The 26,335-nt window shown below is 60.2% G+C and carries 21 protein-coding genes; 17 read left to right on the forward strand and 4 right to left on the reverse strand.

Annotation, left to right across the window (positions count from 1 at the left end):
* The first annotated feature begins 100 nt into the window (after positions 1 to 100).
* The 14 genes from XH88_RS18280 to XH88_RS18345 all read left to right on the forward strand — a co-directional run bounded on the left by XH88_RS18280 (position 101) and on the right by XH88_RS18345 (position 18,036).
* A complete protein-coding gene (locus XH88_RS18280) occupies positions 101 to 1,444 on the forward strand; it encodes a ribulose-bisphosphate carboxylase large subunit family protein (protein ID WP_271669647.1) in 1,344 nt (447 codons plus the stop codon).
* Entirely contained in the window at positions 1,441 to 2,829 is a 1,389-nt protein-coding gene (locus XH88_RS18285; RefSeq protein WP_271669648.1) for a four-carbon acid sugar kinase family protein, read from the forward strand. Before XH88_RS18280 ends, XH88_RS18285 begins: the two co-directional genes overlap by 4 nt.
* Before the next feature lie 111 nt (positions 2,830 to 2,940).
* Positions 2,941 to 4,791 (forward strand): TRAP transporter large permease, encoded by a 1,851-nt coding sequence (locus tag XH88_RS18290; RefSeq protein ID WP_271670380.1) that lies wholly within the window; start codon positions 2,941 to 2,943, stop codon positions 4,789 to 4,791.
* A 54-nt stretch (positions 4,792 to 4,845) separates the two neighbouring features.
* Complete coding sequence (locus XH88_RS18295; protein ID WP_271669649.1) at positions 4,846 to 5,874, forward strand: TRAP transporter substrate-binding protein; 1,029 nt, start codon at positions 4,846 to 4,848, stop codon at positions 5,872 to 5,874.
* Between the two features lie 26 nt (positions 5,875 to 5,900).
* Positions 5,901 to 6,686 (forward strand): SDR family NAD(P)-dependent oxidoreductase, encoded by a 786-nt coding sequence (locus XH88_RS18300; protein WP_271669650.1) that lies wholly within the window; start codon positions 5,901 to 5,903, stop codon positions 6,684 to 6,686.
* 73 nt (positions 6,687 to 6,759) lie between these two features.
* The gene (gene pyk, locus XH88_RS18305) at positions 6,760 to 8,175 is read left to right on the forward strand and encodes a pyruvate kinase (protein ID WP_271670381.1); all 1,416 of its coding nucleotides are present in this window, start codon (positions 6,760 to 6,762) and stop codon (positions 8,173 to 8,175) included.
* A gap of 423 nt (positions 8,176 to 8,598) precedes the next feature.
* Positions 8,599 to 9,438, forward strand: coding sequence for a transketolase (locus XH88_RS18310; protein WP_271669651.1), 840 nt, complete (start codon positions 8,599 to 8,601; stop codon positions 9,436 to 9,438).
* Positions 9,435 to 10,442: a transketolase family protein gene (locus tag XH88_RS18315; protein ID WP_271669652.1), complete on the forward strand. Its 1,008-nt coding sequence runs from the start codon at positions 9,435 to 9,437 to the stop codon at positions 10,440 to 10,442. The genes XH88_RS18310 and XH88_RS18315 overlap by 4 nt, the downstream gene beginning before the upstream one ends.
* A gap of 529 nt (positions 10,443 to 10,971) precedes the next feature.
* The gene (locus tag XH88_RS18320) at positions 10,972 to 12,510 is read left to right on the forward strand and encodes an aminoacyl-histidine dipeptidase (RefSeq protein ID WP_271669653.1); all 1,539 of its coding nucleotides are present in this window, start codon (positions 10,972 to 10,974) and stop codon (positions 12,508 to 12,510) included.
* A 235-nt stretch (positions 12,511 to 12,745) separates the two neighbouring features.
* Positions 12,746 to 13,705, forward strand: coding sequence for a sugar ABC transporter substrate-binding protein (locus tag XH88_RS18325; RefSeq protein ID WP_271669654.1), 960 nt, complete (start codon positions 12,746 to 12,748; stop codon positions 13,703 to 13,705).
* A 69-nt stretch (positions 13,706 to 13,774) separates the two neighbouring features.
* The gene (locus tag XH88_RS18330) at positions 13,775 to 15,286 is read left to right on the forward strand and encodes a sugar ABC transporter ATP-binding protein (protein WP_271669655.1); all 1,512 of its coding nucleotides are present in this window, start codon (positions 13,775 to 13,777) and stop codon (positions 15,284 to 15,286) included.
* A 20-nt stretch (positions 15,287 to 15,306) separates the two neighbouring features.
* Complete coding sequence (locus XH88_RS18335; protein WP_271669656.1) at positions 15,307 to 16,284, forward strand: ABC transporter permease; 978 nt, start codon at positions 15,307 to 15,309, stop codon at positions 16,282 to 16,284.
* Positions 16,285 to 16,332: 48 nt separating this feature from the next.
* On the forward strand, positions 16,333 to 17,244 hold the full coding sequence (locus XH88_RS18340; protein ID WP_271669657.1) for an SMP-30/gluconolactonase/LRE family protein: 912 nt from the start codon (positions 16,333 to 16,335) through the stop codon (positions 17,242 to 17,244).
* A gap of 42 nt (positions 17,245 to 17,286) precedes the next feature.
* Positions 17,287 to 18,036: an SDR family NAD(P)-dependent oxidoreductase gene (locus tag XH88_RS18345; RefSeq protein WP_271669658.1), complete on the forward strand. Its 750-nt coding sequence runs from the start codon at positions 17,287 to 17,289 to the stop codon at positions 18,034 to 18,036.
* A gap of 241 nt (positions 18,037 to 18,277) precedes the next feature.
* On the opposite strand, the gene XH88_RS18350 is transcribed toward XH88_RS18345, so the two are convergent.
* From XH88_RS18350 to XH88_RS18365, 4 genes are read right to left on the reverse strand one after another with little or no spacing between them, the layout of a single operon-like run.
* The gene (locus tag XH88_RS18350) at positions 18,278 to 18,976 is read right to left on the reverse strand and encodes a dihydrofolate reductase family protein (RefSeq protein ID WP_271669659.1); all 699 of its coding nucleotides are present in this window, start codon (positions 18,974 to 18,976) and stop codon (positions 18,278 to 18,280) included.
* Positions 18,973 to 20,178, reverse strand: coding sequence for an MFS transporter (locus XH88_RS18355; protein ID WP_442868449.1), 1,206 nt, complete (start codon positions 20,176 to 20,178; stop codon positions 18,973 to 18,975). Before XH88_RS18355 ends, XH88_RS18350 begins: the two co-directional genes overlap by 4 nt.
* 28 nt (positions 20,179 to 20,206) lie before the next feature.
* On the reverse strand, positions 20,207 to 21,079 hold the full coding sequence (locus tag XH88_RS18360) for a 3-keto-5-aminohexanoate cleavage protein (protein ID WP_271669661.1): 873 nt from the start codon (positions 21,077 to 21,079) through the stop codon (positions 20,207 to 20,209).
* Positions 21,080 to 21,089: 10 nt separating this feature from the next.
* Positions 21,090 to 21,974: an NAD-dependent epimerase/dehydratase family protein gene (locus tag XH88_RS18365; RefSeq protein WP_271669662.1), complete on the reverse strand. Its 885-nt coding sequence runs from the start codon at positions 21,972 to 21,974 to the stop codon at positions 21,090 to 21,092.
* A gap of 609 nt (positions 21,975 to 22,583) precedes the next feature.
* Between XH88_RS18365 and XH88_RS18370 the strand changes: the two genes are divergently transcribed.
* Genes XH88_RS18370 through XH88_RS18380 form a run of 3 tightly spaced genes read left to right on the forward strand, consistent with a single transcriptional unit; the run spans position 22,584 to position 26,319 of the window.
* Complete coding sequence (locus XH88_RS18370) at positions 22,584 to 23,711, forward strand: substrate-binding domain-containing protein (protein ID WP_271669663.1); 1,128 nt, start codon at positions 22,584 to 22,586, stop codon at positions 23,709 to 23,711.
* A 45-nt stretch (positions 23,712 to 23,756) separates the two neighbouring features.
* Positions 23,757 to 25,334 carry a sugar ABC transporter ATP-binding protein gene (locus XH88_RS18375; RefSeq protein WP_271669664.1) on the forward strand — a complete coding sequence of 526 codons (1,578 nt, stop codon included), beginning with the start codon at positions 23,757 to 23,759 and terminating at the stop codon, positions 25,332 to 25,334.
* Positions 25,318 to 26,319, forward strand: coding sequence for an ABC transporter permease (locus tag XH88_RS18380; RefSeq protein WP_271669665.1), 1,002 nt, complete (start codon positions 25,318 to 25,320; stop codon positions 26,317 to 26,319). The genes XH88_RS18375 and XH88_RS18380 overlap by 17 nt, the downstream gene beginning before the upstream one ends.
* Positions 26,320 to 26,335 lie beyond the last annotated feature (16 nt).

Raw genomic sequence — 26,335 nt, forward strand, 5'->3', positions numbered from 1 at the left:
CTCATGGTGTGAGTTTTTCTCACATCTCGCTTCATCAATATCGTTTGCTGCCGCGGGGTACTCAAGGTCAGATGTGCCCATCCATCATACGAACGGTGCTGTGGGCCGTCCGGATGAAAGAGACGAAATTTCGGAAGAAACGCAGCAAACCTCGACAGGGCGTACCATGCGCAGCGATAGTCCGCGATCCGAGTTTACCGCCCGATATCTCGTCGAGACCGGCGATAGCGTGGCGAGGGCAGCGGAAGTCATTGCCGGGGAGCAGTCGAGCGGGACGTTCCTTGCGTTACCCGGGGAGACCGATGAGCTCAAAAAGCGATCGCGAGCCCGGGTGATTAGCGTCACCGAGCTTCCGCCTGTCGATAGCCCGACTCTGCGCAGTTCCTTCTTCGAGAAAAAGGATCGTCCAAAAGCGTTTCATCGCGGCGAAATCGAAATCGCCTTTCCGGTTGATAATGTAGGCTGCAATATTCCGACGCTATTGGCGACCGTTGCGGGCAATCTGTTCGAACTCGGCGAGACGACGGGTCTCCGGCTCCTCGACATCGAGATGCCCGTTAGCTACGCCGCGGGCTTTCCAGGTCCGAAGTTCGGTGTTGACGGGACCCGACGTTTGGCCGGGGTTATTGATCGGCCATTGATCGGTACGATCCTGAAACCCAGTATTGGTATGTCTGCGACCGAGACCGCCGTGCTCGTCGATAAGCTTTGCGAGGCCGGCATAGACTTTCTCAAGGACGACGAACTGATTGCCGATCCGCCGTATGCGCCCTTTGAAGAGCGTCTGAAGGCTGTGTTCCCCGTCATCGAAAAGCATGCCGATCGGCTGGGTCGAAAGCCGATGTACGCAATCAACATCAGTGGCTCGATCGACGACATGCGGCGTCGCCACGACCTGGTGCTGGAAGCCGGCGGCACGTGCGTGATGGTGAGTGTCAATTGGTGCGGATTCTCGGCCATTGAACATCTGCGAACATACACCGATCTGCCGATCCACGGTCATCGCAACGGCTGGGGCCTGTTCACGCGCCACCCGTGGCTCGGCTTCGACTTTGCCGCGTTTCAAAAGCTATGGCGCCTGACCGGTGTCGATCATCTGCATGTCAACGGCCTGAGGAGCAAATTCTGGGAGCCGGATGATTCCGTCGTTGCTTCGGCCAGGTCTTGTCTGGCGGCCTTTTCAGGGGTCAAGGCGATGATGCCGGTCTTCTCGTCGGGGCAATGGGCGGGACAGGCAGGTGACACGTTTGAGCGGCTCGGAAGCATCGATCTGATGCATTTGGCCGGAGGTGGCATCATGGGCCATCCGGGTGGCATTGCTGACGGCGTCATGAGCCTGCGCGAGGCTTGGGAAGCCGCAGTTCAAGGCGTACCAGTTACCGAATACGCCAAATCCCATCGGCCATTGCAGCTCGCTATCTCAAAGTTCGGAGGCGCGGCGTGACGCAAGGTCGATACCGGCTCGCCTTCTACGGCGACGATTTCACGGGGTCGACTGACGCCCTTGAGGCCGTGGCCTTCGCTGGGCTGCGTGCGGCACTTTTTCTACGTCCCCCGACGCCCGACGTCTTGAAGCATTTCGGCGACCTAGAGGTTGTTGGCCTCGCGGGAGTAAGCCGCGGCATGTCGTCCGCGGAGATGACCGAGCACCTGCCGGGCGATTTCCGATACCTTGCATCGCTCGGAGCGCCAATTGTGCACTACAAGGTGTGCTCCACTTTCGACAGCTCGCCCGAGATCGGCAGCATCGGCCGGGTGATCGAGATCGCCAAGTCCGTGTTCGGCAACGATCCGATCCCGATCGTCGGCGGAACGCCTTCGCTGCAACGATACTGCCTCTTCGGCAATCTATTTGCCAGATCCGGGACGGACGGGAACATCTACAGGATCGACCGTCACCCGATCATGAGCGTTCATCCCGTGACGCCGATGAACGAAAGCGATCTGGCTGTCCATATCGGTCGGCAGGCAGCACTCAAGATCGAAAAACTCACGTTGCCCTTCCTCGATCAGGATTATGCGAGGGCCGCCGACCGGTTCGCAGAACTGGCGAAATCTGCGCCCGACGCGATATTGCTGGATTCCGTGAATGCGTCGCAACTTACGCAGGTCGGCCGACTGATCGCCGATCGCGCGGCCGGTAATCGAAGCACGTTTGTGGTCGGCCCGTCAGGTGTGGAATATGCTTTGATGCAATGGTGGCGTGAGGCCGGGATAATTCCTCCGCCCTCTGAAAGCTATGGTAACCCGTCCCCGGTTGACCAGGTGCTCGCCGTATCCGGCAGCGCTTCCTCGCTGACGGCCTTGCAGATCGACGCAGCCGTCCGGGCCGGTTTTGCCGAGGTCCCTCTTGATGCAGCCGACTTGCTTGATCCCGACAAGCATGGCGCGGTCGCGACCCAGGTCGTCCAAAGCGCCACTTCTCTTCTCAAGGAAGGGCGCAGCGTCATATTGCATACGGCCCGCGGTCCGGATGATCTGCGGATCGGAAGGATGATCGAGAAGTTTGTCGGCGGCGGAATGTCTCGCGAGCTCGCCAAGCATGAAGGCGGCCGAAATCTTGGCCGGAAGCTTGGACAGCTCGTCAGTGACATCCTCGAAGTGGTACCGTTGAAAAGATTGCTGCTGTCGGGCGGTGATACGTCGAGCCAAGTCGCGCAGTTGCTGGACATCGACGCCCTCGAGATTGCGGCCCGCGTAAGTCCAGGCGTTCCGCTCTGCAGGGCCAGAGCGACACGCGGGCGGTTGGACGGACTTCAGATAGCGTTCAAAGGCGGTCAACTCGGCGAAGAAAAGTTCTTCGAACACGGGTGGCTCGGTAAAGTCTGATAAAAGCGAAACAGGGAGGATGCCGTGAGTGTGCCATCGATGCCCTCGGGCGGCGTGGTTACGCACGATGGTGCGGGCGACGCCATGTCGTGCGCGGCTCTGCCGAGAGCCATGGAGAACTCAAGCAAGAACGTCGCGCTTGCCGCTGCGGACAGCGTCGACCGACTGATCGGTCGACTGCTCGAGGTTTGCGTCTCCATACTGCTTGCCGCCGAGATCCTGCTGCTGTTTGCGGGAGTTCTGGCACGCTACGTCTTTCTCAAGCCCATCATTTGGTCGGACGAACTCGCGTCCATGCTGTTTCTCTGGCTCGTAATGCTGGGCTCTGCCATCGCGTTGCGAAGGGGCGAGCACATGCGGATGACGGCCCTGTTCGCTTTCGTATCGCCGCGGATGCGAGCGCAACTCGACGCAATCGCATTGGCGGCATCGCTCGGACTGGTCGTCCTGCTATTCCCGGCCGCGCTCGAGTACGCGATCGAGGAAACGATCGTCAGAACTCCGGCGATGGACCTCTCCAATGCGTGGCGCGCCACCGCTGCACCGGTTGGCTTCGGGCTGATGGGCGTATTTGCACTGCTTCGGCTCGTTCGCCTCGCTGACACCAGACTGATCTTTTCTTCGCTCGGCACTGTCGCGTTCATTGTAGGCCTGTTTTGGTTGCTCCAGCCCCTCTTTGGGCCGCTTGGCAACATCAACCTCGTCATCTTCTTCGTCGTTGTGGTGGCGAGCGCCGTATTCACCGGCGTGCCGATCGCCTTTTCGTTCGGTCTGGCGACGTTCGGCTATCTCATGCTCACCACGAGGACGCCGCCGCTCATCATCGTGGGCCGCATTGACGAGGGCGTCAGCCATCTGATCCTGCTGTCGGTTCCTCTGTTTGTATTCCTCGGCCAGCTCATCGAAATGACCGGTATGGCGCGGGCCATGGTTGCGTTCCTTGCCAGCCTGTTGGGCCATGTGCGTGGCGGACTGTTGTACGTCCTGGTCGGAGCGATGTACCTCGTCTCCGGCATCTCGGGATCGAAAGCTGCGGACATGGCGGCGGTTGCGCCCGTTCTATTCCCTGAGATGAAGCGCCGCGGCGCCAAGGAGGGAGACCTCGTGGCGCTGCTCGCGGCAACGGGCGCCCAGACCGAGACAATTCCCCCGAGTATCGTCCTCATCACCATCGGGTCGGTTACCGGTGTCTCGATCGCAGCCTTGTTCACCGGAGGCCTGCTCCCCGGCGTCATCCTGGCGATCACGCTCTGTTGCGTCATCGCGTGGAGGTACCGCAACGAGGACCGCAGCCTCGCCCGTCGTGCCTCCGCCAAGGAGATCGGCAAGACGTTCTTGGTCGCCGTGCCGGCAATCGCATTGCCGTTTGTCATTCGCTCTGCGGTCATCGAGGGCGTGGCGACAGCGACCGAGGTGTCCACGATCGGCATATTCTATGCGATCGTCGTTGGAGCTGTGTTCTACAGGCAATTCGACTGGCGGCGGATCAAGCCCATGCTGGTCGAGACTGCCAGCTTGTCCGGCGCAATTCTGTTCATCATCGGCACTGCGACGTCGATGGCATGGAGTTTGACGCAATCGGGATTCTCGCGCTCGCTCGCCGTGGCGATGAAGCAGCTGCCGGGCGGGTCGATGAGTTTCATGGCGGTGTCCATCGTGGCCTTCGTCGTACTGGGTAGTGTGCTCGAGGGCATTCCGGCGATCGTTCTCTTCGGGCCGCTGCTTTTTCCGATCGCTCAAGCGCTCGGAATCGATCTCGTGCACTATTCGATGGTCGTCATATTGGCGATGGGCGTCGGTCTGTTCGCACCGCCGTTCGGCGTTGGCTACTACGCGGCTTGCGCGATCAGCAGGGTAAGCCCGGACGCTGGAATGAGACCTATCGTGGGTTACATGACGGCCCTGTTGATCGGGCTCGCGATCGTGGCGCTCGTCCCGTGGATATCGACGGGATTCCTGTAAGCGCTGGCGCCCGGACCATAAGAGTACAAACCACGTAGAGAATGGAGGGAAGCGATGAAACGGACTTTCAATCGCAGAAAGTTTCTGCAGGGGACCACGGCAGCAGCTCTGGCCACTGGCATTGGATATCCTATCAAAAGCGCTCGGGCGGCCGCGGAGTTCCGCCTTCGCTGGGGTTTCAATCTCGCCGAGTCTCACCCGATTACGACGCGCGCCAGAGAGGCGGCTGAACGCGTACTGACGGAAACGAAGGGGCGAGTGGAAATCAACGTATTTCCCAATAATCAGCTCGGAGGTGACACCGACATGCTGTCGCAACTGCGCGCCGGCGGGCTCGATTTGTTTCTGAATTCCGGGATCAATGTTCTGTCGACGATCGTTCCATCGGCATCGATTTACGGATTGGGGTTCATCTTCCCGGACTACGACGCAGTCTGGAAGGCGATGGACGGAGAGCTCGGCGATGCGTTGCGGCTCGCTATCGGAAAAGCGAACCTCGTTCCCATGGGCAAGATGTGGGACAACGGGTTTCGCAACATCACGACGAGTGCAAAGCAGATCAACACACCGGCCGATCTGAAGGGCGTCAAGATCCGCGTGCCTGTAGGTGCGTTGTGGACGTCGATGTTCCAGGCGTTCGGCGCCGCGCCGACGGCGATCAACTACAGTGAATTGTATTCTGCGCTGCAAACGAAGATCGTCGACGGTCAGGAAAATTCGTTGGCGAATATCTTCACCGCAAATCTGTTCGAAGTGCAGAAATACTGCGCTTTGACCGGTCACATGTGGGACGCCTTCTTCTGCGTCGCAAATAAGCGGAACTGGGAGGCTATTCCCGAGGATCTGCGCAAGATCATCGCTGCCGCGATCAACGATGCCGCGATGGCTGAGAGAAAGGATATGGCCACGCTCGCGACTTCCCTGCGTGGAGATCTGTCCAAGAAGGGTCTCATATTCAATGAGCCGGACGTCGCGGCCTTCCGGGAAGCGCTTCGCACTGCGGGATTCTACAAGGAATGGCGTGCAAAGTACGGCGAGGAATTGTGGACGACCCTTGAGCGCACCACTGGAAAGTTAACCTGAGACGACGAAGCGGGAGCTAGATCGATATGAGATTGAACAAGAAGGTGGCGCTCGTCACCGGTGGCGCGCGCGGTATCGGCTTCGCGATCTCCAAGGCGCTGGCGCGAGAAGGGGCTCGCATCGTCATCGCGGACCTCAACGTGGATGGCGCGAAGACATCGGCGTCGATGCTTGAAAACGCGAGTCGCGAGCATCTCGGCTTGAAGGTGGATGTCGCGAACCAAGAGTCCGTGACGGAGCTGTTGGATGAAATCGTCCAGCAGTGCGGCGGATTGGACATTCTGATCAACAACGCCGGCATCGGGGGCAATACGCCCTTCCTCGACATCAAGCTCGAGGATTGGCAACGAATGATCTCGATCAATCTGACTGGTGCATTCATTGTCGCGCAGGCCGTTGCGCGCCAGATGGTCAATCAGGGGCGCGGCGGCAAGATCATCAATATTGCGTCCCTTTCGGGACAGCGCGGCGGGAACGGTCGAGGCGCATATGGCTCGGCGAAGGCCGGGCTGGAGCTGCTCACGAAGGTCATGGCGGTCGAGCTCGCGCAGCACCGGATCAATGTCAACAACATCGCTCCAGGAGCGATCGAAACCGAGATGGCCAAGACGGCACACGATCCGGCGACGCGGAAAGCCTATGAATATCTCATCCCAATGGGCCGCTATGGCCTTCCGGAGGAAATTGCCGATGCCGCGGTGTTCCTGTCGTCGGACGAGAGCCGATACGTTCACGGCCACACATTGAACGTCGACGGAGGGTTCCGCGAGGCCGGCCTGATGTTCGGGCCGGACAAGACGCCTCCGCGGTAGCAGGGAACAAACCTGTCCTGAGGACCCCCTTCATCAAGTAGGGCCCCGATTTGTAGACGGAGGAATGACCAACGTGCGCCGAAACCGACGAGCAAAAATCGTAGCAACCGTTGGGCCGGCGTGCTGCGAGCCAGAGATGCTGCGAAAGCTGTTCGAGGCTGGGGTCGATACGTTTCGTCTCAACTTCAGCCACGGTGCGAAGCAGGACCATGCCAAGGTCCACGCCGCGATCCGAGCTCTGGAGATCGAGATGGGCAGGCCGATCGGTATCCTGCTCGACCTCCAGGGACCCAAGATTCGTATCGGTACGTTGCGCGAAGGGAGTCTGACGCTGGCGGCGGGCGAGACCGTCCGCTTCGTTCAGGAAGGCACCGAGGGTGATCGGGATGCGATCCCGCTGCCGCACCCCGAGGTGTTTGCAGCGGCAGCACCGGGGCACGATCTATTGATCGACGACGGGCGGCTGCGGGTTCGCGTCAAGTCGCTGGATTGCAATAGCCTCGAAGCCGAGGTGATCATTGGTGGAAAGCTCTCCAACCACAAAGGAGTCAACCTGCCGGGGACGATCCTCGATCTGTCGCCACTTACTCCGAAAGACCGTTCGGACCTCGACTTCGGTCTTCGACTGGGCGTCGATTGGGTGGCGCTGTCGTTCGTGCAGCGGCCGGGAGATCTCATTGAGGCGAGGGGACTGATCGGAGATCGGGCGGGGCTCGTCGCGAAGATCGAGAAGCCGGCGGCCCTCGATCGAATTGATGACATCATGAGCCTGTCCGACGCGGTCATGGTGGCGCGGGGCGACCTTGGGGTCGAGATTCCTCATCAGGACGTTCCTGGCCGGCAGAAGGAATTGGTGCGAGCCTGTCGATTGGCGGTAAAGCCGGTCATCGTGGCCACGCAGATGCTCGATTCCATGGTCGTTTCGCCGACGCCGACCCGCGCCGAGGCATCGGACGTGGCGACGGCCATTTACGATGGAGCGGACGCGGTCATGCTGTCCGCGGAGTCTGCCGTAGGCCATTACCCGCGTGAAGCAGTGGAGATGATGGATAGTATTATCCGCAGCACCGAACGTCACAAGATGTATCGTTCTATCGTCGATGCGTTGCGTCCGGAGGAGGAGCAGACGGCTCCTCACGCGGTGGCCGCGGCGGCTGCGGGATTAGCATCCGCGATCCATGCCTCTGCGATCGTCGTCTACACATCTGGAGGCACGACCGCGGCCCGCATTGCCCGTCGCCGTCCGGATGTGCCCCTTCTTGCCGTAACCCCGAGTATTGAAACTGCCCGTCGGCTTTGTTTGCTCTGGGGCACGCACAGTGTGTCGTCAACCGACGTGAACGACTACGAGGAGATGGTGTCTCGGGCCGTCTCTACCGCGGTCGGCGAGCAGTTCGCTGAAAGCTTGGATACCGTGGTTATAGTTGCGGGAATTCCGTTCGCGCAGCCCGGAACCACTAACAACATCCGCGTAATTGGCGTGACATAAGCTGCCCTGGACGCTTGCGTCTCGCGCCGAAGGCCTGTGGAATGCGCCCGTACTCACGAGCGCGCGATAGCCTTCGGGGTTACCGCGATACGACGCCCTATCTACTTGCGAGTCGACCGGGAGAACGTCATAGAGATAGTGTCACGAGCGCTCCGATCATGATCGTCGCGCAGCGGCCTGGCTTGCCTCGAAGCTCAGGTCACCGCGATAGATGAATCGGGATCATCTAAATGCCGAACTAATTCTTTTGCCGTATTCGCCCGGACTTATATTGCTGTTGGCAATCGCGGACCGAAGAGCCGCGTGAATCGGAGAAGCGCCTGGATCGAGTGCGTAACGGAGGACTCCCGTTTGCCTGGTCTCGTTCGCTGTTCGACAGGAGCGCGCGTCTCGCGCCTTCCGTAACAACAAGGATCCGGCGACATGACGGTTCAGGGCCACAACGTTTCACTGCACGAGCGAGCTCGTCGCATCAGATGCCATGCGCTCCGAATGGGTGAAGTGCAGGGGCAGGGTTACATCGCCCAAGCCCTGGATATCGCCGACGTGTTGGCGGTAGCATACTTCCACGCCATGCGGTATCGGCCGGAAGATCCCGAGTGGGAAGGGCGGGACCGCTTCCTCCTCTCCAACGGCCACTATGCAATTGCATTGTACGCCGCGTTGATTGAGGCGGGCATCGTTCCCGAGGCGGAGCTGGAGACCTACGGCTTCGATGATAGCCGCCTGCCGATGTCCGGCATGGCAAGCTACACACCGGGGATGGAAATGTCGGGCGGCTCGCTGGGGCTCGGTCTTGGCATCGCGGTCGGTCGATGCCTTGGATTGAAACGGAAACGATCCGACAGCGTCGTCTACACGTTGTTCTCCGACGGTGAGCTGGACGAAGGATCGAAGTGGGAGGCGATGATGTCCGCTGCCCACCACAAGTTGGACAATCTCATTGCCGTGGTCGACGTCAACAATCAGCAGGCGGATGGCCCTTCCGGTCAAATGATGGGCTTCGAGCCTCTGGTCGACAAGGTGCGAGCATTCGGCTGGTTCGTTCAGCGTGTGGACGGCAACGATCTCAATGCCGTCGTTGCGGCATTCGATGCGGCAAAGACGCACGAGGGAGCCGTCCCGCGAATGATTATCGCCGACACGGTCATGGGAAAAGGCGTGCCGTTTCTTGAGACGCGTGAGCGGAATCATTTCATGCGCGTCGATGCTAACGAGTGGAAGTTGGCGCTCGCAGCGCTGCAGGATGGGAGCCGGCAATGAAGCCAACCTCGAGCACCACCACGCCGAAGCCGCGCCTCACAACGTCGGCAATGATCGCTTCAATTGCCGCAGAGGGACAGCCAACAAGGCCGGCGCCGTTCGGCCATGCCTTGATCGAACTCGCGCGCCGGCGCCCCGAAGTCGTCGGGATGACGGCTGACCTCGGCAAGTACACCGATCTCCATGTATTCGCGAAGGAGTTTCCGGACCGCTACTACCAGATGGGCATGGCGGAGCAGTTGTTGTTTGGCGGCGCGTCGGGCCTTGCCGCGGAAGGCTTCATGCCGTTTGTGACAACTTACGCTGTGTTCGCTTCTCGGCGCGCCTATGACTTCATTCACCAGACCATTGCCGAGGAAGATCGCAACGTGAAGATCGCATGCGCGTTGCCAGGGCTCACGTCCGGCTACGGCCCAAGTCATCAGGCGGCGGAAGACCTGGCGCTGTTCCGCGCGATGCCGAACATGACGGTTATCGATCCATGCGATGCCTTGGAAATTGAGCAGGTGGTGCCTGCCATGGCGGCGCATCGTGGTCCCGTCTATATGCGTCTGCTGCGAGGGCAGGTTCCGCTCGTTCTCGACGAGTACGGCTACAAGTTCGAACTCGGAAGAGCGAAGCACTTGCGAAGCGGAGATGACGTCCTCATCATTTCTTCCGGCTTACTCACGATGCGGGCGTTGGAAGCCGAAAAAAAACTTGAGGCAGAGCGTGTTGGCGCGTCGGTCCTTCACGTGCCGACCATCAAGCCGCTTGATGTCGAAACCATTGTGGCCGCTTGTAGAAAGCCGGGGCGAGCCGTCGTCGTCGCGGAGAACCACACCGTGATTGGTGGGCTAGGCGAAGCAGTCGCCGCTGTTCTGATGAGGGAGCGCGTGCATCCTGCGTTCCACATGATCGGCCTGCCGGACGAATTCCTGGCCGCTGGCGCCTTGCCTACGCTTCACGATCGATACGGAATTTCGACGGATGCGATCGCTAGCAGCGTCAAGTCCTGGCTGTGACGGCTAGGTAGCACGACGCGCGGACGCGAGCCTGGCTTGTCGGCCTTGAAGGAGTCGCCCTAGCAGGTTCGTCCGCTACGGAAAGCGTAGGTCAAAACCTGCGCGGCAGGTAGCCTCCCATGGGATCCAGGGGCTCGGGGCCATAGGTTTGTCCTCGTAAGCCAGGGAGCTTTAGCGTTCCCGCGATTGAAGAAGATCGCGCGCATAGCGGACGCGCCTGTCGGCGGCCGCTCAGGCATTTGGCATTCTGCTTGGCGTCGAAACAGACCCGAGGAAGCCAATCCGACATCCTCCGGTTCGCCTGTTTGCTGCCGACGCCATCGCGAACCTCTCGCGTGGGAGATTGTAGAACGTAACTCCCAAGTGGCCGCCTCGATTGAAGTTTGTTCACCGCTCCAAACCGCCATCTGGATGAGGACAATTCACTCGATGAAGCACGCAATTCGTTTGATCTGCCGATCGTATTTCTTATCGTCGGAAGCATGAGGGCGACCGCAATGCACGACGGCGCCGGCACCGGGAGGAATTCATGTCTGCGCACCAGACCGCAACCGCACACGATCGACGTCCAGACGCGGCCGCTCACTCCGTGGGAGCTGATGGGAGTGGAGTCCTTGCGAACCTCAAACCCGAGGTCTTCTTTCGTTACTTCGAAGAGATCAGCCGCATTCCCCGTGGGTCATATAATGAGAAGCAGGTCAGCGACTATATCGCCAATTTCGCGCGGGATCGCGGCCTCGAGTGCTATCAGGACGACATTTACAATATTCTGGTCAAGAAGCCGGGGACAATCGGCTACGAGAACGCGTCGCCGGTCATCTTCCACGGTCACACCGACATCGTGTGCGAGAGCGATGAGGGCGTGGAGCACGATTTCGCGAATCAGGGCATCACGCTGCGGATCGATGGCGATTTCATTCACGGCGCGGGCACGACCCTCGGCGCAGACAACACGGTAGGTGTTGCGCTTGCGCTGTCCGTACTCGACTCCACGGACATTCCACATCCGCCGCTCGAGGTCGTGCTTACCGTTCAGGAAGAGGTGGGAAAGGGAGGCGCTCAACACTTCGACGCATCCCGTCTCGCGGGAAGGCGGCTAATCGATTTCAATTGGCACGATCCCAAGAGTCTGTTCGCCGGCTGCGCGGGCGATATCTCGGCGCGCTTTCGGATCCCGGCCGAATGGCAGAAGGCGCCGGCTGGTTTGACTGCGATGCGATTGTTCGTGAAGGGACTGAGCAGCGGCCACTCGGAGTTCGACATTCATCTGGAGCGTGCAAACGCGATCGTCCTTCTGGCCCGGGTCCTCGGTGCGCTTCTTGACGACCTGCCGGTCCGGCTCGCATCGGTCAAGGGAGGCGTCAACCGGTACGTCATTCCCGGAGACGCCGAAGCAGTCATGTTGCTTCATCAAGCGGATCAAAAGCGTGCAAGCGAGATCGTCCAAAATGTCGCCGCAGAAATCAAGAAGGAGTTCGCAGTCAGCGACTCGAAGCTGGAGGTCGGTTTGGAGCCGAGCGCGGGCCGTGTCGATCGTGTGCTTTCGGACGTGACCGCCAATTCGGTCGTCCAGGCGGTCACGCTTACGCCGAACGGAGTCCAGAGCATGAGCCTTACCATCGCGAATCTGGTGGAAAGCTCGAACACCATTGCGTTGTTGTCGACCGGCGAGGAGGAAGTCGAGATTCTCTCGACCATTCCGAGCGCCGTCAGCTCGCGGCGCTACGCCATCCTCAAGCGAATCGAGCGGCTGGCCGAGCTAATGGGGCGCGGTACAAAGGTTACCACCTTTGCGGATTGCCCAGAGTGGCCCTACAACAAGGACTCCAGGCTTTTGGCCGTCGCCACCCGCGCGTTCGAGGATACGTTCAAGGCCCGGCCTCACGTTGAAGTATCTCACTCGAGCCTCGAGTTGGGTCTTTTTAACAAGAAGATTCCGGGAATCGACATGATCTCGATCGGACCGGAAGCGTTCGACGTGCACACGACCCGAGAACGTCTCAATCACACCACCGTCGAGCCTATCTGGCGGCTTCTCAAGGAAATACTCCGCAATCTCAGAGATTAGCGCGGCGTCGCGCGTCTCAGCGGCCTGATCGTTGGCAGAGCTCCATAGCGACTGGAGCCCTGGACGAGGCTGCTCGCGCATGCGGGCAGCAAATGTTGCACCAGAAACAAGTAATTGGAGGGGAAACATGAAGCGATCTTTTTGTAATTTATTGGCGGCTGGGTTGCTCGCGGCCGCCGTCTTGCCCGGTGTGGCTTTCGCCGCCGACCCTGGGGCGGTTTTTCCAGGATTCCTCATGGACAAGGTCATTCCGCCGACCGGCAAAGAGGCGAAACCCCAGGTGAAGACCAACCGTCCCCTGAAGGTCGGTTTCCTGCCGACGGCAATGGATACGTACTATCAGCGTGTGCTGGCTGGAGTGAAGGAGGAGATCGACCGAGCCGGGGGACCTTCCGCGATCCAACTGCTCGTGCAAGCGCCGAAGAGCCAATCCGCGACGGACGATCAGGTCCGCACGATGGAGGCCTGGATCAACGAACGCGTCGACGCGATAGCGGTCGCGCTCTACAACGAAGGCGCCTTGGAGCCGTTGATCCGGCGTGCGACCGAAGCGGGAATCCCGGTGTTCCTGTTCAACTCACCTGTCGCCGACGACCCCTACTACGTCAGCGATATCGGATACGACCAGAGCGACGGCGGTCGCGCCCAGGCGCAGTGGATTGTCGATAACTACAAGGACAAGGGGGAGGTCAAGATTGCCGTCCTGGAAGGCTTGCCCGGTCCGCACACTGCGCAGCGCATGAAGGGCTTCAATGAAGTCCTCTCGAAGTACCCGAACCTGAAGATTGTGGCCAAGCAGCCGGCCGGTTGGGTGCGCGCGCAAGGTCTCACCGTGACCGAGAACATGCTCACCGCGCATCCCGATGTTGATATTCTCGTTGCGCTCTACGATGAAATGGCCCTGGGAGGCCTGCAGGCCTTGAAGGCGAGGAAGCTGAACGGGAAGATTGCGATCGTAGGCTACGAGAACATGAAGGAAGCCAACGACGCGATCAAGGTCGGCGATTTCGCAGCCACTGTCGATACCGGGGCCAAGGAGGAAGGCCGCAACATCATCCGCGCGGTCGAGCAATTCGTCATGAAGGGCGAAGGCGTCCCCAAGAAGATCTTCGTCGCGCCGAAGACGTACGATGCCAAGAACATCGGCACGTTTGACCCGGCCGACTACATCTACGTCGCGAAGAATACGAAGTAGACGGTCAGGAGGAGCCACGCTCGCCGCTCGAGCGTGGCTCCATCTGCTGTTGCGAAGGGGGCGACATCAATGGACCGGTCGGAACTGGCGCTCAAAATCACAGGCGTTGGCAAGCGCTTCGGAGCGACCAACGCGCTGTCGAGCATTTCGATGAATCTGGCCAAGGGTGAGGTGCTGGGATTGGTGGGCGAAAACGGGGCCGGAAAATCGACCCTGATGAAGATCCTGTCTGGGGCCCATGTGCGTGACGAGGGCGAAATTGAGGTCGATGGGGTGCGCGTGGAGATCCGGGAGCCGGCGGAAGCGCAACGGGTAGGTATAGGAATCATCTATCAGGAGCTCAGTCTGTTTCCGGACCTCGATGCGGTTGAAAACATCTTCATCGGCCGGGAGATGTCGTTTGGAAAATCTCCGAACATCACGGCGCCGCTTCGAAAGAAGGCCATGCGGGAGTGCGCCCGTCAAATCCTAAATGAAGTGCTTAGCGTCGAGATTGATCTCGATTGCCCGGTTGGCGCGCTCACCCTTGCTCAACGGCAGATCGTCGAAATCGCCAGGACGTTGAACTCGAACGCAAAGATCCTGATCATGGACGAGCCGACCGAGGCTCTCGAGAAAGCCGAACGAGAACGGCTCGTCAGAATCATCAACGATCTCAAGCAGGCCGGGAAGTCCGTCATATACGTGTCCCACAAACTGGATGAGGTCTTGAGAATCTGTGACCGCGTCGTCGTGATGCGCGATGGAGCGTGCGTCGCCGACCTGCCGACGTCGACGCTCGACGTGAACAAGATGATCGGCTTGATGATCGGCGGCTCGCTGGCAAAGCAATTTCCGACGAAGACAAGTCCAGGCGCCGATCCTATCCTCAAGGTGGAAGGGCTATCCCGACGCGGAGCATTCGACAACGTCAATTTCGAATTGCACGAGGGGGAGATTCTGGGTGTTGCGGGACTCGAAGGATCGGGGAAGAGCCGCCTTCTGAGGGCATTGTTCGGTGATGGTGCGGCGGACTCCGGCAGAATCCTGCTGAGGGGACGATCGATCTCGATCGGATCGATATCGGGCGCGATGAACAACGGGATCGCGTTCCTTCCGGCTGAGCGCAAGACGGAAGGCATCTTCGCCGAACATAGCGTCGGCTGGAATTTGACCGCCTCCAGCTTGAGCAAATTCGGCGGCGTTCGCCTGGATCGTCGAGCGGAACGCTTTCAATGCGTCAACCATATCCGGAAGATGGGAATCAAATCGGAAGGGCCTCAGCAGCCGATCGGCAAGCTGAGCGGCGGCAACCAGCAGAAGGTTCTGTTAGCGCGATGGCTGCTGACCGAGCCTGACGTATTGCTTCTCGAGGAGCCGACGCGGGGGATCGACATCAAGGCGAAGGGCGATGTCTACCAACTCATCGCCAGCAGCGCGCAGAGCGGAAAGGGGATCATCGTGGTCTCATCTGACAACACCGAGCTGCTGGGGTTGTGTCATCGGATACTGGTCATGTTTGAAGGCGAGGCGGTCGGAATACTGGACTCGGCTTCCGCAAGCGAAGAAACCATCGCGTCGCTTTCGATTCAGCGGACCTGAGAAAAACAATGGAGAACAGAATGTCGACTCAGGCCTTGGATGCAAAGACCTCGGTATCGAAATTCAGGCTGTCCGGGGGAGCGAGCGGCATCGTGATCGCGCTGATCGTTCTCATAGTGGCACTTGGAGTCGCATCGCCACGCTTTCTAAGCGTCGGTAACCTCACGGATATCACTCGGCAGGCGGTCTTTGTCGCCATCATCGCCTTCGGCGCGACCCTCGTCATTGCCATGCGAGGCATTGATCTCTCGGTTGGGTCGACGCTGGCATTCACCGGCCTGATCGCTGCGGACCTGATGAACTGCGGGTTCAATCCGTTTGTCGGCGTCGCCGCGAGCCTGGCTGTCGGTACGCTGATCGGCATTGTGAACGGCGTTCTGGTTGCAAAAGTCAGGATAGCCGACTTCATCGTCACCATGGCGATGATGGTTATCACGCGTGGATTGATCATGGTCTACACGGAGGGCATTCCGCTCACCGGCTTGTCGAATCCTTCTTTCCAGGCCTTCGGCCAGGGATTCGTCGGGTTCGTGCCGATGCCGGTGTTGGTCACAATCCTGACTTTTGCAGCCGTCTACTTCCTGCTTTATCAAACGCGCTTCGGCCGCTACACGCTGTCGATCGGTAGCAATCCGGAAGCGGCGCGGCTGGTCGGAATAAGAATCGATCGCGTCAAGATTGCCGTGTATGCACTCACTGGCTTTTTGGCAGCCCTATCCGGTGTTCTCCTGACCTCACGGCTCGAAGCGGCAATGCCGGAGGCTGGCGAGGGCTATGAGCTGGATGTCATCGCGGCGGTAGTCATGGGAGGCACGAGCCTCGCCGGAGGCAAAGCGTCCCTGTTGGGAACTGCTGCCGGCGCGGTCCTCATGGCCGTCGTGCGCAATGGTCTCAACATTCTCAACGTCAACACGTTTTGGCATCAAGTCGTGATCGGCGCGATCATTCTGTTGGCCGTGTGCGCCGACAAGTTTGGTGGCCGCTCGCGAGATACCTGAGCGCGGGAGGCAGCTGTGGGTTTTGGCCTAGGCCCAATCGAGAACAGCTTGCGATATCCCGTCGAGGGCGTCGAACCGCTCGACCGACGGTTCACGTACAAGATCGGAAACGCACCGATCGAACGTCTCGCAACGGGCTTTGGATGGGTGGAGGGACCTGTCTACTTCGGGGACAATGGTAGTCTTCTCTTCAGCGATATTCCAAACAACCGCATTTATCGCTGGCTCGAGGCGGATGGACACCTGGGGGTATTTCGAAACCCTTCGAATTATGCGAATGGGCATACCCGCGATCGCAATGGGCGCCTTGTCAGCTGTGAGCACCTTAGACGAGTTACTCGCACCGAGCTGGACGGGACCATCACCGTCCTGGCGGACCGGTATGAGGGGAAACGCCTCAGCTCGCCAAATGACGTGATTGTGGCCTCGGACGGTGCGGTGTGGTTCACCGACCCCGGGTACGGCATCGACAGCGACTATGAGGGCGTCAAGCAGGAAGCCGAGCTTCCCCGGGCTGTCTACCGATTGGATCCCGCCGGATCGCTCAATGTGGTCGCTGACGATTTCGTGCGGCCCAATGGCCTGGCTTTGTCTCCGGACGAATCGCGGCTGTATGTCGTCGACAGCGGGATAACGGACGGCGGCCCGTCGCATATCCGCGTCTTCGACGTGGTCGACGGACGCTTGAGGAACGGCGCTGTGTTCGCTGATGATTTCGCTCCGGGGTTCACCGACGGCCTGCGCGTCGACCTTCATGGAAACGTCTGGTGCAGTATGGGGTGGGCTGATCCCACCGATGATGGCGTCCGCTGCTACTCCCCCGAAGGCGCCTTGATCGGAAAGATTCATCTGCCGGAGACCTGCGCAAATGTTTGTTTCGGGGGGCGTCGTAAAAACCGGCTTTTCATGGCGGCGAGTACGTCGATCTACGCGGTGTGCCTCAACACGACGGGTATTTGACGCGCGCCGAAAGCGCGACGGGACAAGACGGGGAGATTTGAAGTGCTTGTGGGAAAGGTTGCTATCGTCACGGGGGCTGGCAAGGGAATGGGCGAGATCCATGCCCGCGAATTCGCAGCGCAACGTGCAGCAGTGGTCCTCACCGATGTCGACACGGAGAATGGTCGTCGTGTTGCCGACGAAATATCAGCTTCCGGCGGCAAGGCAATTTTCGTCAATCACGATGTGGTTGATGAAGCCGCGTGGCGCAACGTCGTGGATCAGGCGGAGCGATCCTTCGGATATGTCAACGTGCTCGTCAATAATGCAGGAATATTCATCCGCGAGTCGATCGAGAAGCTTTCCGTCGCGGACTTCCGAAGGCTGTACGAGGTGAACGTCACCGGTGCGTTCCTCGGGTGCAAGCTGGTCGCCCCCAGCATGAAGCGGGCGGGCGGAGGTTCGATCATCAACGTGTCATCGGTGTCCGGAATCGTCGCGAACATGCCTGGCATGACCGGTTACTCCGCAACCAAAGGAGCTATTCGTATGCTCACCAAAGCCGCGGCCGTCGACCTGTGGCAGCACGGCATCAGAGTGAACTCCATACACCCGGGCACGATCAGGACACCCCTCAACGAGAATTACTTCTCTGACCCGGAGAAGACGCGGCTCATCCTGGGAAGCACGCTCATGGCAAGACCCGGAGAGTGCTCGGAAGTATCGGCAGCGCTCACGTTTTTGGCGTCCGACGGATCGAGCTACATGACGGGTTCCGAATTGGTGGTCGATGGCGGTATGACTGCGGTTTGAAGGCCTGCCGGATATCAGCCTCAGCCAGAACGCGATCAAACCCCGAGAGAAGTAGGATAAGGCTCAAAATGCCATTTCAGTCGCAAGGGTTCACCAGGCCTGATCGACAGGAGTGACAATGACCTCGTTGATTGCGACGCTTGGCGGCTGGTTCAGCGCGAAAACCACCGCTTAGCGCGACGCGCCGGTGATGAACCATGTCTTCATGAGATGCTCCTCAAAACGCTGGGCGGAAGCCGTCTCAGACGTAGGAGACGGAGTAGCGGAGGTGGACGATGCCATTGCGCCGCATTTCGTACGCGCTGATCGAGAGGCGAACATGGTCGGCAAGCCCGTCGGGACCGGCCTCGAACAAGGTCCGACCGCCACTGCGCCCGCCGATCGCAGGGAAGAGAAGCAGGCTGATCTCGTCGACGAGCCCGGCCTTGAAAAACGTCCCGTTGGTGTGGCTACCGCCTTCCAGGAGCAAGCGCCTGATCCCGAAGCGATCGGCGAGGATCTCGAGGACCGCGGCAAGGTCGATCGTCTCGTCTTCGGCGACGATGTAGGAGATGCCGTCGGCGGCGAGCTCCGCCAGATGCGTGTCCGATACATCGCGGCCGAGAACCATGATGATCGGCGCGCCGTAGGTCTCAGGGCTCGTCCAGTGGAGCTTGCCATCCTGATCGATCAGGATGGCGTAATCATCGGCACCGGTACGGGCGACGTGGACCGGCCTTCCGACCTCGCCATGATCGCTCGGTGGATGGGGCTCGCCATCCGCGAACTCTTCACCGACCGCGCGCCCGGCGATCCAGGCATCACATTTGAGCTCGTCGTGCACCCGGTCATATTCGGCAACCAGATCGTCCGACGAGCGGCCTGTCGACGGGCTCCACTGATCAACGACGAGCTGACCGTCGAGCGGGCTCATCATGTGGCAGATGACGTGAGGCTTCATGTTTCCTCTCCTGGAGAAGGGGCAGCAGCACCGCGCATCAGCAGCACCGAGATTGTCATGATCCCCAACTCGCCCGCCGCCAGCGCGGCACCCACGAGGCCGGTCGACGCCCAGCCGTAACCGGCTGCGATCGCGCGCCTGCCCGCCCACGCGCCGATCGCGTTGGACAGGTTGAAAGCCGAATGGTTCATCGCGGCGGCCAAGGACTGCGCTTGGCGTGCAACGTCCATAAGCCGCGCCTGAAGCGCAGGCACGAGCGCGAAGCCGATGCCGATCATGAAGAGCGACGCGCCGGCCAGGATCGGGTTGGGTGCGGTGAGAAAGAAGAGCGCGAGGAACACGATGTTCCAGACGATGATGCCGAAAATCGACGGGATCAGCGCCCGGTCCGCGAGCCACCCGCCGGTGATGTTGCCGACGATCATGCCCAGGCCCCACAGCGCGAGGAACAGGGGCACCGTGCCCTTGGTCACGCCGGTTTCCTGACCAAGGGTTGGCGTGATGTAGCTGTAGACAGCGAACATGCTGCCGAACCCGATCGTCGCAACCGCGAGCGTCAACCAGATCTGCGGGCGGGGGAAGGCGGACAGCTCGCGCCGTGGACTTGCGTCCTCGTCCGCTTCGATCACGGGAATAAGAACGCGCAGCATCACCAAAAGCAAGGCACCGCCAACGGCGACTAGTCCGAAAGCCGACCGCCAGCCAAAGCTCTGGCCGAGCCACGTCGTCAGCGGCACGCCGACGAGGTTCGCAGCGGCCAGCCCCAACATGACGCGGCCAATCGCCTGCGCGCGCTGGGAGGGCGGCGCCATGGCTGCCGCCACGATTGAGGCCGTCCCGTAATAGGCGCCATGGGGGAGCCCCGCAAGGAAGCGCGCAGCCGCGATGCCGAGATAGTCCGGAGTGACCGCGGAGGCGAGATTGCCCACCAGTACGATCGCGGCGAGCAGCAGGAGCAGGTTTCGCTTCTCCATGCGCGATGTCGCAATGGCAAGGACCGGCGCGCCGATAACGACGCCGAGCGCATAGGCGCTGATGAAATTGCCTGCCTGTGGGATGGAGACGCCGGCCGACTGCGCCATGCCGGGCAGAAGTCCCATGGCGGCGAACTCGCCGGTTCCGATAAAGAGGCCACCCAGACCGAGCGCGATCTGCGCGAGCGCCACGCCCTGCGGGGCGGCGACAACCTTGTCCTGTATCATGATCCTTGTCTTTCTCGTGCTGCCCGGATCACAGACCAAGCATGTCCCGGGTTTGCGCGACTGAAGCCACCTCGCGTCCCATGGCGCGTGACAGGTTGGCGATGAACTGGATAACGGCGCCATTATCCGGGCAGCCGAGTTCCGGCCAACCATAGTCGCCGAGGCCGGCCGAGACGTGGCCGTCGCGCTCGATTGCGAGCGCGGCCTGACTGGTCACGTTGCCGATCTTGTTCGAGACGGACCATTCGAGCGGTCCGCCGGGAAGGAAGCGTAGATGCGCCTCCAGGCCGTCGATAGTGCCCGGGTGGCCGCCCAAAATACCGCCACCCGTCAACTCGAAGACGAACCAGGCAGGGGCGTCGACGAGGCCAATCTCACGAAGTGCCTCGAACATACGCGTGAAGGGGACAGCCCAACTGACGAACTGCGGTTTGACGCCAAGCGTGCGCAGCCGTTCGGCGAAGAAGCGCAGCGTCTCGGTGCGGTTCACATAGGTCCGGTCGCCGGAGCGGAACCCGCCGTCCTCGAAGCGGTCGATGTTGGTGCTGCCGCTATCGATCGGCGCGATATCGGGACGTGTGGCGGGATCGCCCGCTAGCGCCTGGATATGCCTGATCCGATCCTCATCCTCCCAGCCCGCAGTGATCTGACCGAGCGTTGGATAGACCAGGATATCGCACCGCTCGCGGATGGCGCGGATCGCCGCTGCATAGGTTTCGGCACGGTGGTCGGGTGAGCCATCGTCGTGACGTGCGTGGAAATGGACGATGCTGGCGCCCGCCCCGCAGGCACGCGCAGCAGCTTCGCCGATTTCCATTGGCGAGAACGGGATGTGCCTGTTCTCGCTGCGCGGCGTGTACTCGTTGATCCGAGCCTCGATGATGAGCGGTTTGCGCGCCATCGCTGGTGGCCTACTTCTTGTCGGTCCAGCGATGCTGCGGCTGATAGCCGAGCACCCGCTTGGCCTTCTCGTTGGAGATGACCACCTCGTTGCCGCTGAACGCCTTGCGGCGCTCGATATTCGGAAAGTGCCTGTCGAGCAGCTCGGTGGTCGGCGTCCGCATTACCGTCTCATCGTTGGTGATGAAAAACTCGTCCTTGCCGCGGACATCATGTTCGATCGCCAGCGCAACCGCCTGAGCTACGTCGCGATTGTCGATGTAGGTCCAGAAATTCCAGAGACGCTTGGTGGAGTCGTCCTGCCACTCCTCGAACCCCTCATACTCCTCGGGGTTCATGACATTGGAGAGACGAAGGCAAGTGATGCGCATCTCGGGATCGTTGAGACAGAACTGGCGTGCCATCTCCTCACCGAGCACTTTAGTCAGCGAATAGACGTTGTAGCCTCGCATCGGATAGGCTTCGTCGACGGGCACATAGGGAGCGCCGGTCTTGTCGTATGGTATGCCGGTGGCGACCTCGCTCGCGCTCCAGATTACGTTCTTGATGCCGAGACGGCGCGCGGACTCGAACACGTTATAGGTCGCCATCATGTTGATGCGCAGCTCTTCGGCATCCGGCTTCATGCGCGGGTGGGGCATGCTGGCCAGATGCACGATCGCGTCAAATGCCTTGGGCTCCGCGCGAGCATAAGTATCGGCGCCGATCGACGATAGAGCGTCGAGCGCTTGGCCGAAGTCGGTGAGGTCGGCGAGAATCGCGGATTCCTCCGGATCGGATGGCGCGATGTTGTCGATAAGGAAAACCTCATAGTCCTTGTCCCGCAGATAGGGGACGAGGACCTTGCCGATCTTGCCGAGTGCGCCGGTGACGGCGACACGCTTGCCGTTAGCCATTGTCTATCTCCGAGTGTGCTCGGGGCCGGAATGTCGTTCCGGAGTCCACAACCCGTTAGAATGGCATCCGATGCGAAAATTGCGCTCAACACGCTGTGCGATCTGGCTCACACCGCATGGCCACGTGGCGCTTTGATTCGCGAGGGCGCCCCATCACGAGAAGGACTCGCCGATAACCTAAGGCTCTCTATGATTTCGATGAAACGCCAGAAGCTCGGTGCCGTACAACTTCGATACCGTGTCCATTACCTCGCGGGAACGAACGTGGCGGTCCATCGACCCGAGGAAGGGAATTGTGGTTTAGGGATTGTGCTTTCTCGATCATTGGACTGTTGAGCACCGCTGCACAACGGGTCGTACTGCCAGGTTTTTGACCGAGATTTGGGTCGCAAATGGCGAGATTTGTCTGCCGCTCTGGAATTCGTGCGATATCCAGCTCCAAGTGACATGACCTGGCAATCGACGCTCGATGAAATTTGCTTAAAGCAGGCTAGTACAAGAGCCGCGAGCGATTGACGGTCTCAGCTCGCGCGCATTAATGTATTCATTAAGGGACGCAAAGATCCTGTCGATGCATTTGGGCGCGGCCCATTCTTGGGAGGGATCACCATGTCTAGCCTGATTAAAACCCTTAGCGCTGCGATAGCTGCTTCTGTCGCAATCATAGGCTTGGCCATAGGCCCGTCGACGGCGGCGGATGTTGCTGCGGCATTGAAGGAGATCGAGGAGCATCCCGCGTCCGGTCCGCACGGGGAAAAGCCCGTTCTCGCCAGCGATCTGGGGCTAACCACGGAGGAGATCGCAAAGATCAAGTCGATGAATGCGACTGCGGCCATCGTCATGCACTACACGGCCTCCGATTGGGCGAAGGCGCAGATGGCGGGCCAAAAGGCTGCTCTCGATATGCTCGGAATCAAGATCATCGCTGTCACGGACGCGGGATACAAAGCCGAGCAACAGGTCTCCGACATTGAGACGGTCATGGCCCGCAAACCGAACGTGATGATTAGCGTTCCTGCTGAGCAAAACGGCACGGCAGCCGCGTACAAGCGCGCGGCGGCTTCCGGCATCAAGATCGTGTTTCTCGATCAGACCGGCGCCGGAATGTCGCCTGGGACGGAGTATGTGAGCCTCGTGTCTTCCGACAATCGAGGCATGGGCAAGGCTGCGGCGCTGCTTATGGCGCAGGCCCTGAACGGAAAGGGCAATATTGGATTGATTCCGCACGCTTCCGACCTGTTTGCGACCGTCGAGCGCGTCATGGGGTTCAAGGAGGCGATCAAAGCCTATCCTGACATCAAGATCGTGGCCGAGCAGGGCGTTGGTGGCCCCGACTTTTCCGGTGAGTCCGAGCGTATCGCCTCCGGGATGCTGACCGCCCATCCTGAACTGAACGGGATTTGGGCTGTCTGGGATGTGCCGACAGAAGGCGTGCTCGCTGCCGCGCGCACCAGCGGACGCGGGCCAAAGGATCTCGTAATCACGACCTGCGATCTTGGCGTGAACATCGCTATCGACATGGCGAAGAATGGTTACGTGAAGGGGACGGGATCGCAGCGGCCGTACGGCGCAGGCTATGCGGAAGGCATTTTGGCGGGCTATGCCCTGCTCGGCAAGTCGGCGCCGCCCTATGTCGTGCTTCCCGCACTGGCGGTGACCAAGCAGAACTTGATTGCCGGCTGGCCATTGTCCAATGGGACGCCGCCGCCCCAGGTGGTGACGGACGCCTTGAAGTAGGACCGGTGGGCCCGGGAGTTTGTCCCCGTACGTGAGCTATGGGTCATGATCGAAGCCAGCAACGCGGTCGAGATGACCGGCATCAAGAAGTCGTTCGGAGGGCTGCACGTCCTCCGCGGGGTCGACTTCGCGGTCAAGCAGGGAACGGTCCACGCGCTGATGGGTGAGAATGGCGCCGGAAAGTCGACGCTGCTCAAGATACTTCAGGGAATTCTGACGCCGACCGAAGGCTCGATAACCGTCTTCGGTCGGCAGATGAATAGCTTTAGTGCCGCGACATCCCGCGCGTCGGGGATCGGGATGATATTTCAGGAGCTCAGCCTGATCCCGAGTCTGACCGTCGCCCAGAACATCTTTCTGGCTCGAGAGCCGAGAAAATTCGGGCTGCTCGTCGACGATCGTACGGCGTGGGACCGATCGAGGGTGATCATGTCCGAACTGGGCATGGATGTCGATCCGGCGACGCCTGTTCAGAAGCTCAGCACTGGCCAGATGCAGATGGTCGAGATCGCGAAGGCGATCTCGCAAGACGCTCGCATCCTTATTTTGGATGAGCCGACATCCGCATTGACCGGCGTCGAAGTCGAGCGGCTCTTTTCTCTTCTTAAACGGCTGTCGGCGGATGGGGTCGCGATCGTCTACGTGTCGCATCGGATGGACGAGATATTCGAGATCGCCGAGGAAGTGACCATTCTCAGGGATGGTCGGAACGTCGCGACAGCACCATTGCGGCACTTGGAAATCCAGGACGTCGTCGAGCATATGATCGGCAAGCGGGTTGGAAGTTTCAGCTGGCGGCCGCGCTCGGTCGACCGCACGCGTAGCCCGGCTCTCGAGGTTCAATCGGTATCCGGGCCGAATAAGCCGATAAACGCCTCTTTCGAGGTTCATTCCGGTGAAGTGCTCGGCATTGCAGGACTGTTGGGTTCCGGCCGCAGCGAACTGGCTCGGGTCATGTTTGGTATTGATGCAATGACCTCGGGCGAAATTCGAGTGAAAGGCCAAGCTGTCAGAATTCGCAGTCCACGTGAAGCGATGGAAGCTGGAATCGCCCTCATACCTGAAAGCAGGGCTCGCGAAGGCCTGATCGCAGCCCACAGCATACGCACAAATCTCAGTCTACCCCGGCTAGGCGACCTCACTCGTGGACCGTTCCTCGACGGCACGAAGGAAGCCGCTTCTGCGACTGGTTTGATCCAGCGACTGCGCATCAAGGCAACTTCCAGCTCGGTCCCGGTGCGAACACTCTCGGGCGGCAACCAGCAGAAGGTTGTGTTGGGGAAATGGTTGGCCATGAACCCCGAGATACTCATCCTGGACGAGCCCACGGCGGGCATCGACATCGGCAGCAAAACGGAGATCGTCGATCTCATCCGCGAACTTGCGGATGAAGGACGAGCCATCATCATCATTTCTTCCGAGCTCGCCGAACTTCTGGCGGTTAGCGATCGAGTGCTCATCATGAGCGACGGAAGCATTGCCCGTGAGGTGTCCAGGGAAGAGATTTCCGTGGCGGCCGGCGAGCCGAACGTAAGTGCAGACGAAGGAGTGCAGATCGCGAAGGCGGAGCACAACCTTCAAGTCCTTATTCAGGAGGTGCGGCTCAATGCTCCGGCGTACTGATGGAAGTGGAACTGCGGCGACGCAGCAAGGTCCGTTGGCCATAACGAGAGGCGGTTCCATTGTCTCGGACTGGCGACAATACGTCGTCTATATCGGGTTCGCGCTGATTTTCGTGATCTTCGCGATCACGCTGAGTGATCGCGGCTTCCTGTCAGCCAATAATCTGCTCAACATCGCACGACAAACCGCGATCATCGCCATCATGGCGATGGCCATGACCTTCGTGTTGTGCGCCGGGGAGATCGATTTGTCGGTTGGAGCCATTGCAGGCCTGGCTTCCGTGACCTCTGGCCTCGCTCTTAGCCGTTACGGGCTTGCACCTGCCATTGCGGCCGGACTCTGTACCGGTCTCCTTGTGGGAGCCGTGAATGGAAGCTTGACCGCCTGGATCGGCATTCCTTCGTTTCTGGTCACGTTAGGTATGATGGGCTTTGCCCGTGGGCTTGGCATGTGGATGAGCGGAACCTCTCCCGTGCCGGTGATCGATGACACCTTCATCGCCGTTTTCGGATCGGGGAATATCGGCCCCGTCCCAATCCTTGTATTGTGGGTCGTGATCCTCGGCGCGCTGGCTCATACGGCCCTGCGAAAGACTCCCTTCGGACGAAAGATCCTGGCCACTGGCGGTGGTGAGACCGCAGCGCGCTACAGCGGCATCAAGACAAGAACCGTCAAGTTTCAGGCGCTTCTGCTGACCGCCACGGCGGCTTCCGTCGCCGGTATGCTTTACGCGGGACGCCTGCACTCGGGGCGCTTCCAGTTGGGCGAGGGCGACGAACTGTCGGTTATCGCCGCCGTCGTTCTTGGCGGCACCAGCCTGTTCGGCGGAGCCGGAACGGTCATTGGATCAATCGTGGGGGCGCTGCTGATCGGCGTTATCAACAATGGTCTTATTCTGCTTGGGCTCGACTTTAGTCAGCAGCTCATGGCGCGGGGCGTTCTCATAGTTCTGGCGGTGGCCTTGGGCCGCAGCCAGCGCGCGTGACTGAGCAGAAACTCCA

The organism is Bradyrhizobium sp. CCBAU 51627 (genome assembly GCF_028128765.1).
Classification (GTDB): domain Bacteria; phylum Pseudomonadota; class Alphaproteobacteria; order Rhizobiales; family Xanthobacteraceae; genus Bradyrhizobium.

Excerpts from the sequence above, each read along its gene's own strand:
- XH88_RS18290 (WP_271670380.1), top strand. The coding sequence starts at position 2,941 with ATGGAGAACTCAAGCAAGAACGTCGCGCTTGCCGCTGCGGACAGCGTC.
- XH88_RS18295 (WP_271669649.1), top strand. The coding sequence starts at position 4,846 with ATGAAACGGACTTTCAATCGCAGAAAGTTTCTGCAGGGGACCACGGCA.
- XH88_RS18300 (WP_271669650.1), top strand. The coding sequence starts at position 5,901 with ATGAGATTGAACAAGAAGGTGGCGCTCGTCACCGGTGGCGCGCGCGGT.
- XH88_RS18310 (WP_271669651.1), top strand. The coding sequence starts at position 8,599 with ATGACGGTTCAGGGCCACAACGTTTCACTGCACGAGCGAGCTCGTCGC.
- XH88_RS18315 (WP_271669652.1), top strand. The coding sequence starts at position 9,435 with ATGAAGCCAACCTCGAGCACCACCACGCCGAAGCCGCGCCTCACAACG.
- XH88_RS18320 (WP_271669653.1), top strand. The coding sequence starts at position 10,972 with ATGTCTGCGCACCAGACCGCAACCGCACACGATCGACGTCCAGACGCG.
- XH88_RS18325 (WP_271669654.1), top strand. The coding sequence starts at position 12,746 with ATGGACAAGGTCATTCCGCCGACCGGCAAAGAGGCGAAACCCCAGGTG.
- XH88_RS18330 (WP_271669655.1), top strand. The coding sequence starts at position 13,775 with ATGGACCGGTCGGAACTGGCGCTCAAAATCACAGGCGTTGGCAAGCGC.
- XH88_RS18335 (WP_271669656.1), top strand. The coding sequence starts at position 15,307 with ATGTCGACTCAGGCCTTGGATGCAAAGACCTCGGTATCGAAATTCAGG.
- XH88_RS18350 (WP_271669659.1), bottom strand. The coding sequence starts at position 18,976 with ATGAAGCCTCACGTCATCTGCCACATGATGAGCCCGCTCGACGGTCAG.
- XH88_RS18355 (WP_442868449.1), bottom strand. The coding sequence starts at position 20,178 with ATGATACAGGACAAGGTTGTCGCCGCCCCGCAGGGCGTGGCGCTCGCG.
- XH88_RS18360 (WP_271669661.1), bottom strand. The coding sequence starts at position 21,079 with ATGGCGCGCAAACCGCTCATCATCGAGGCTCGGATCAACGAGTACACG.
- XH88_RS18365 (WP_271669662.1), bottom strand. The coding sequence starts at position 21,974 with ATGGCTAACGGCAAGCGTGTCGCCGTCACCGGCGCACTCGGCAAGATC.
- XH88_RS18370 (WP_271669663.1), top strand. The coding sequence starts at position 22,584 with ATGTCTAGCCTGATTAAAACCCTTAGCGCTGCGATAGCTGCTTCTGTC.
- XH88_RS18375 (WP_271669664.1), top strand. The coding sequence starts at position 23,757 with ATGATCGAAGCCAGCAACGCGGTCGAGATGACCGGCATCAAGAAGTCG.
- XH88_RS18380 (WP_271669665.1), top strand. The coding sequence starts at position 25,318 with ATGCTCCGGCGTACTGATGGAAGTGGAACTGCGGCGACGCAGCAAGGT.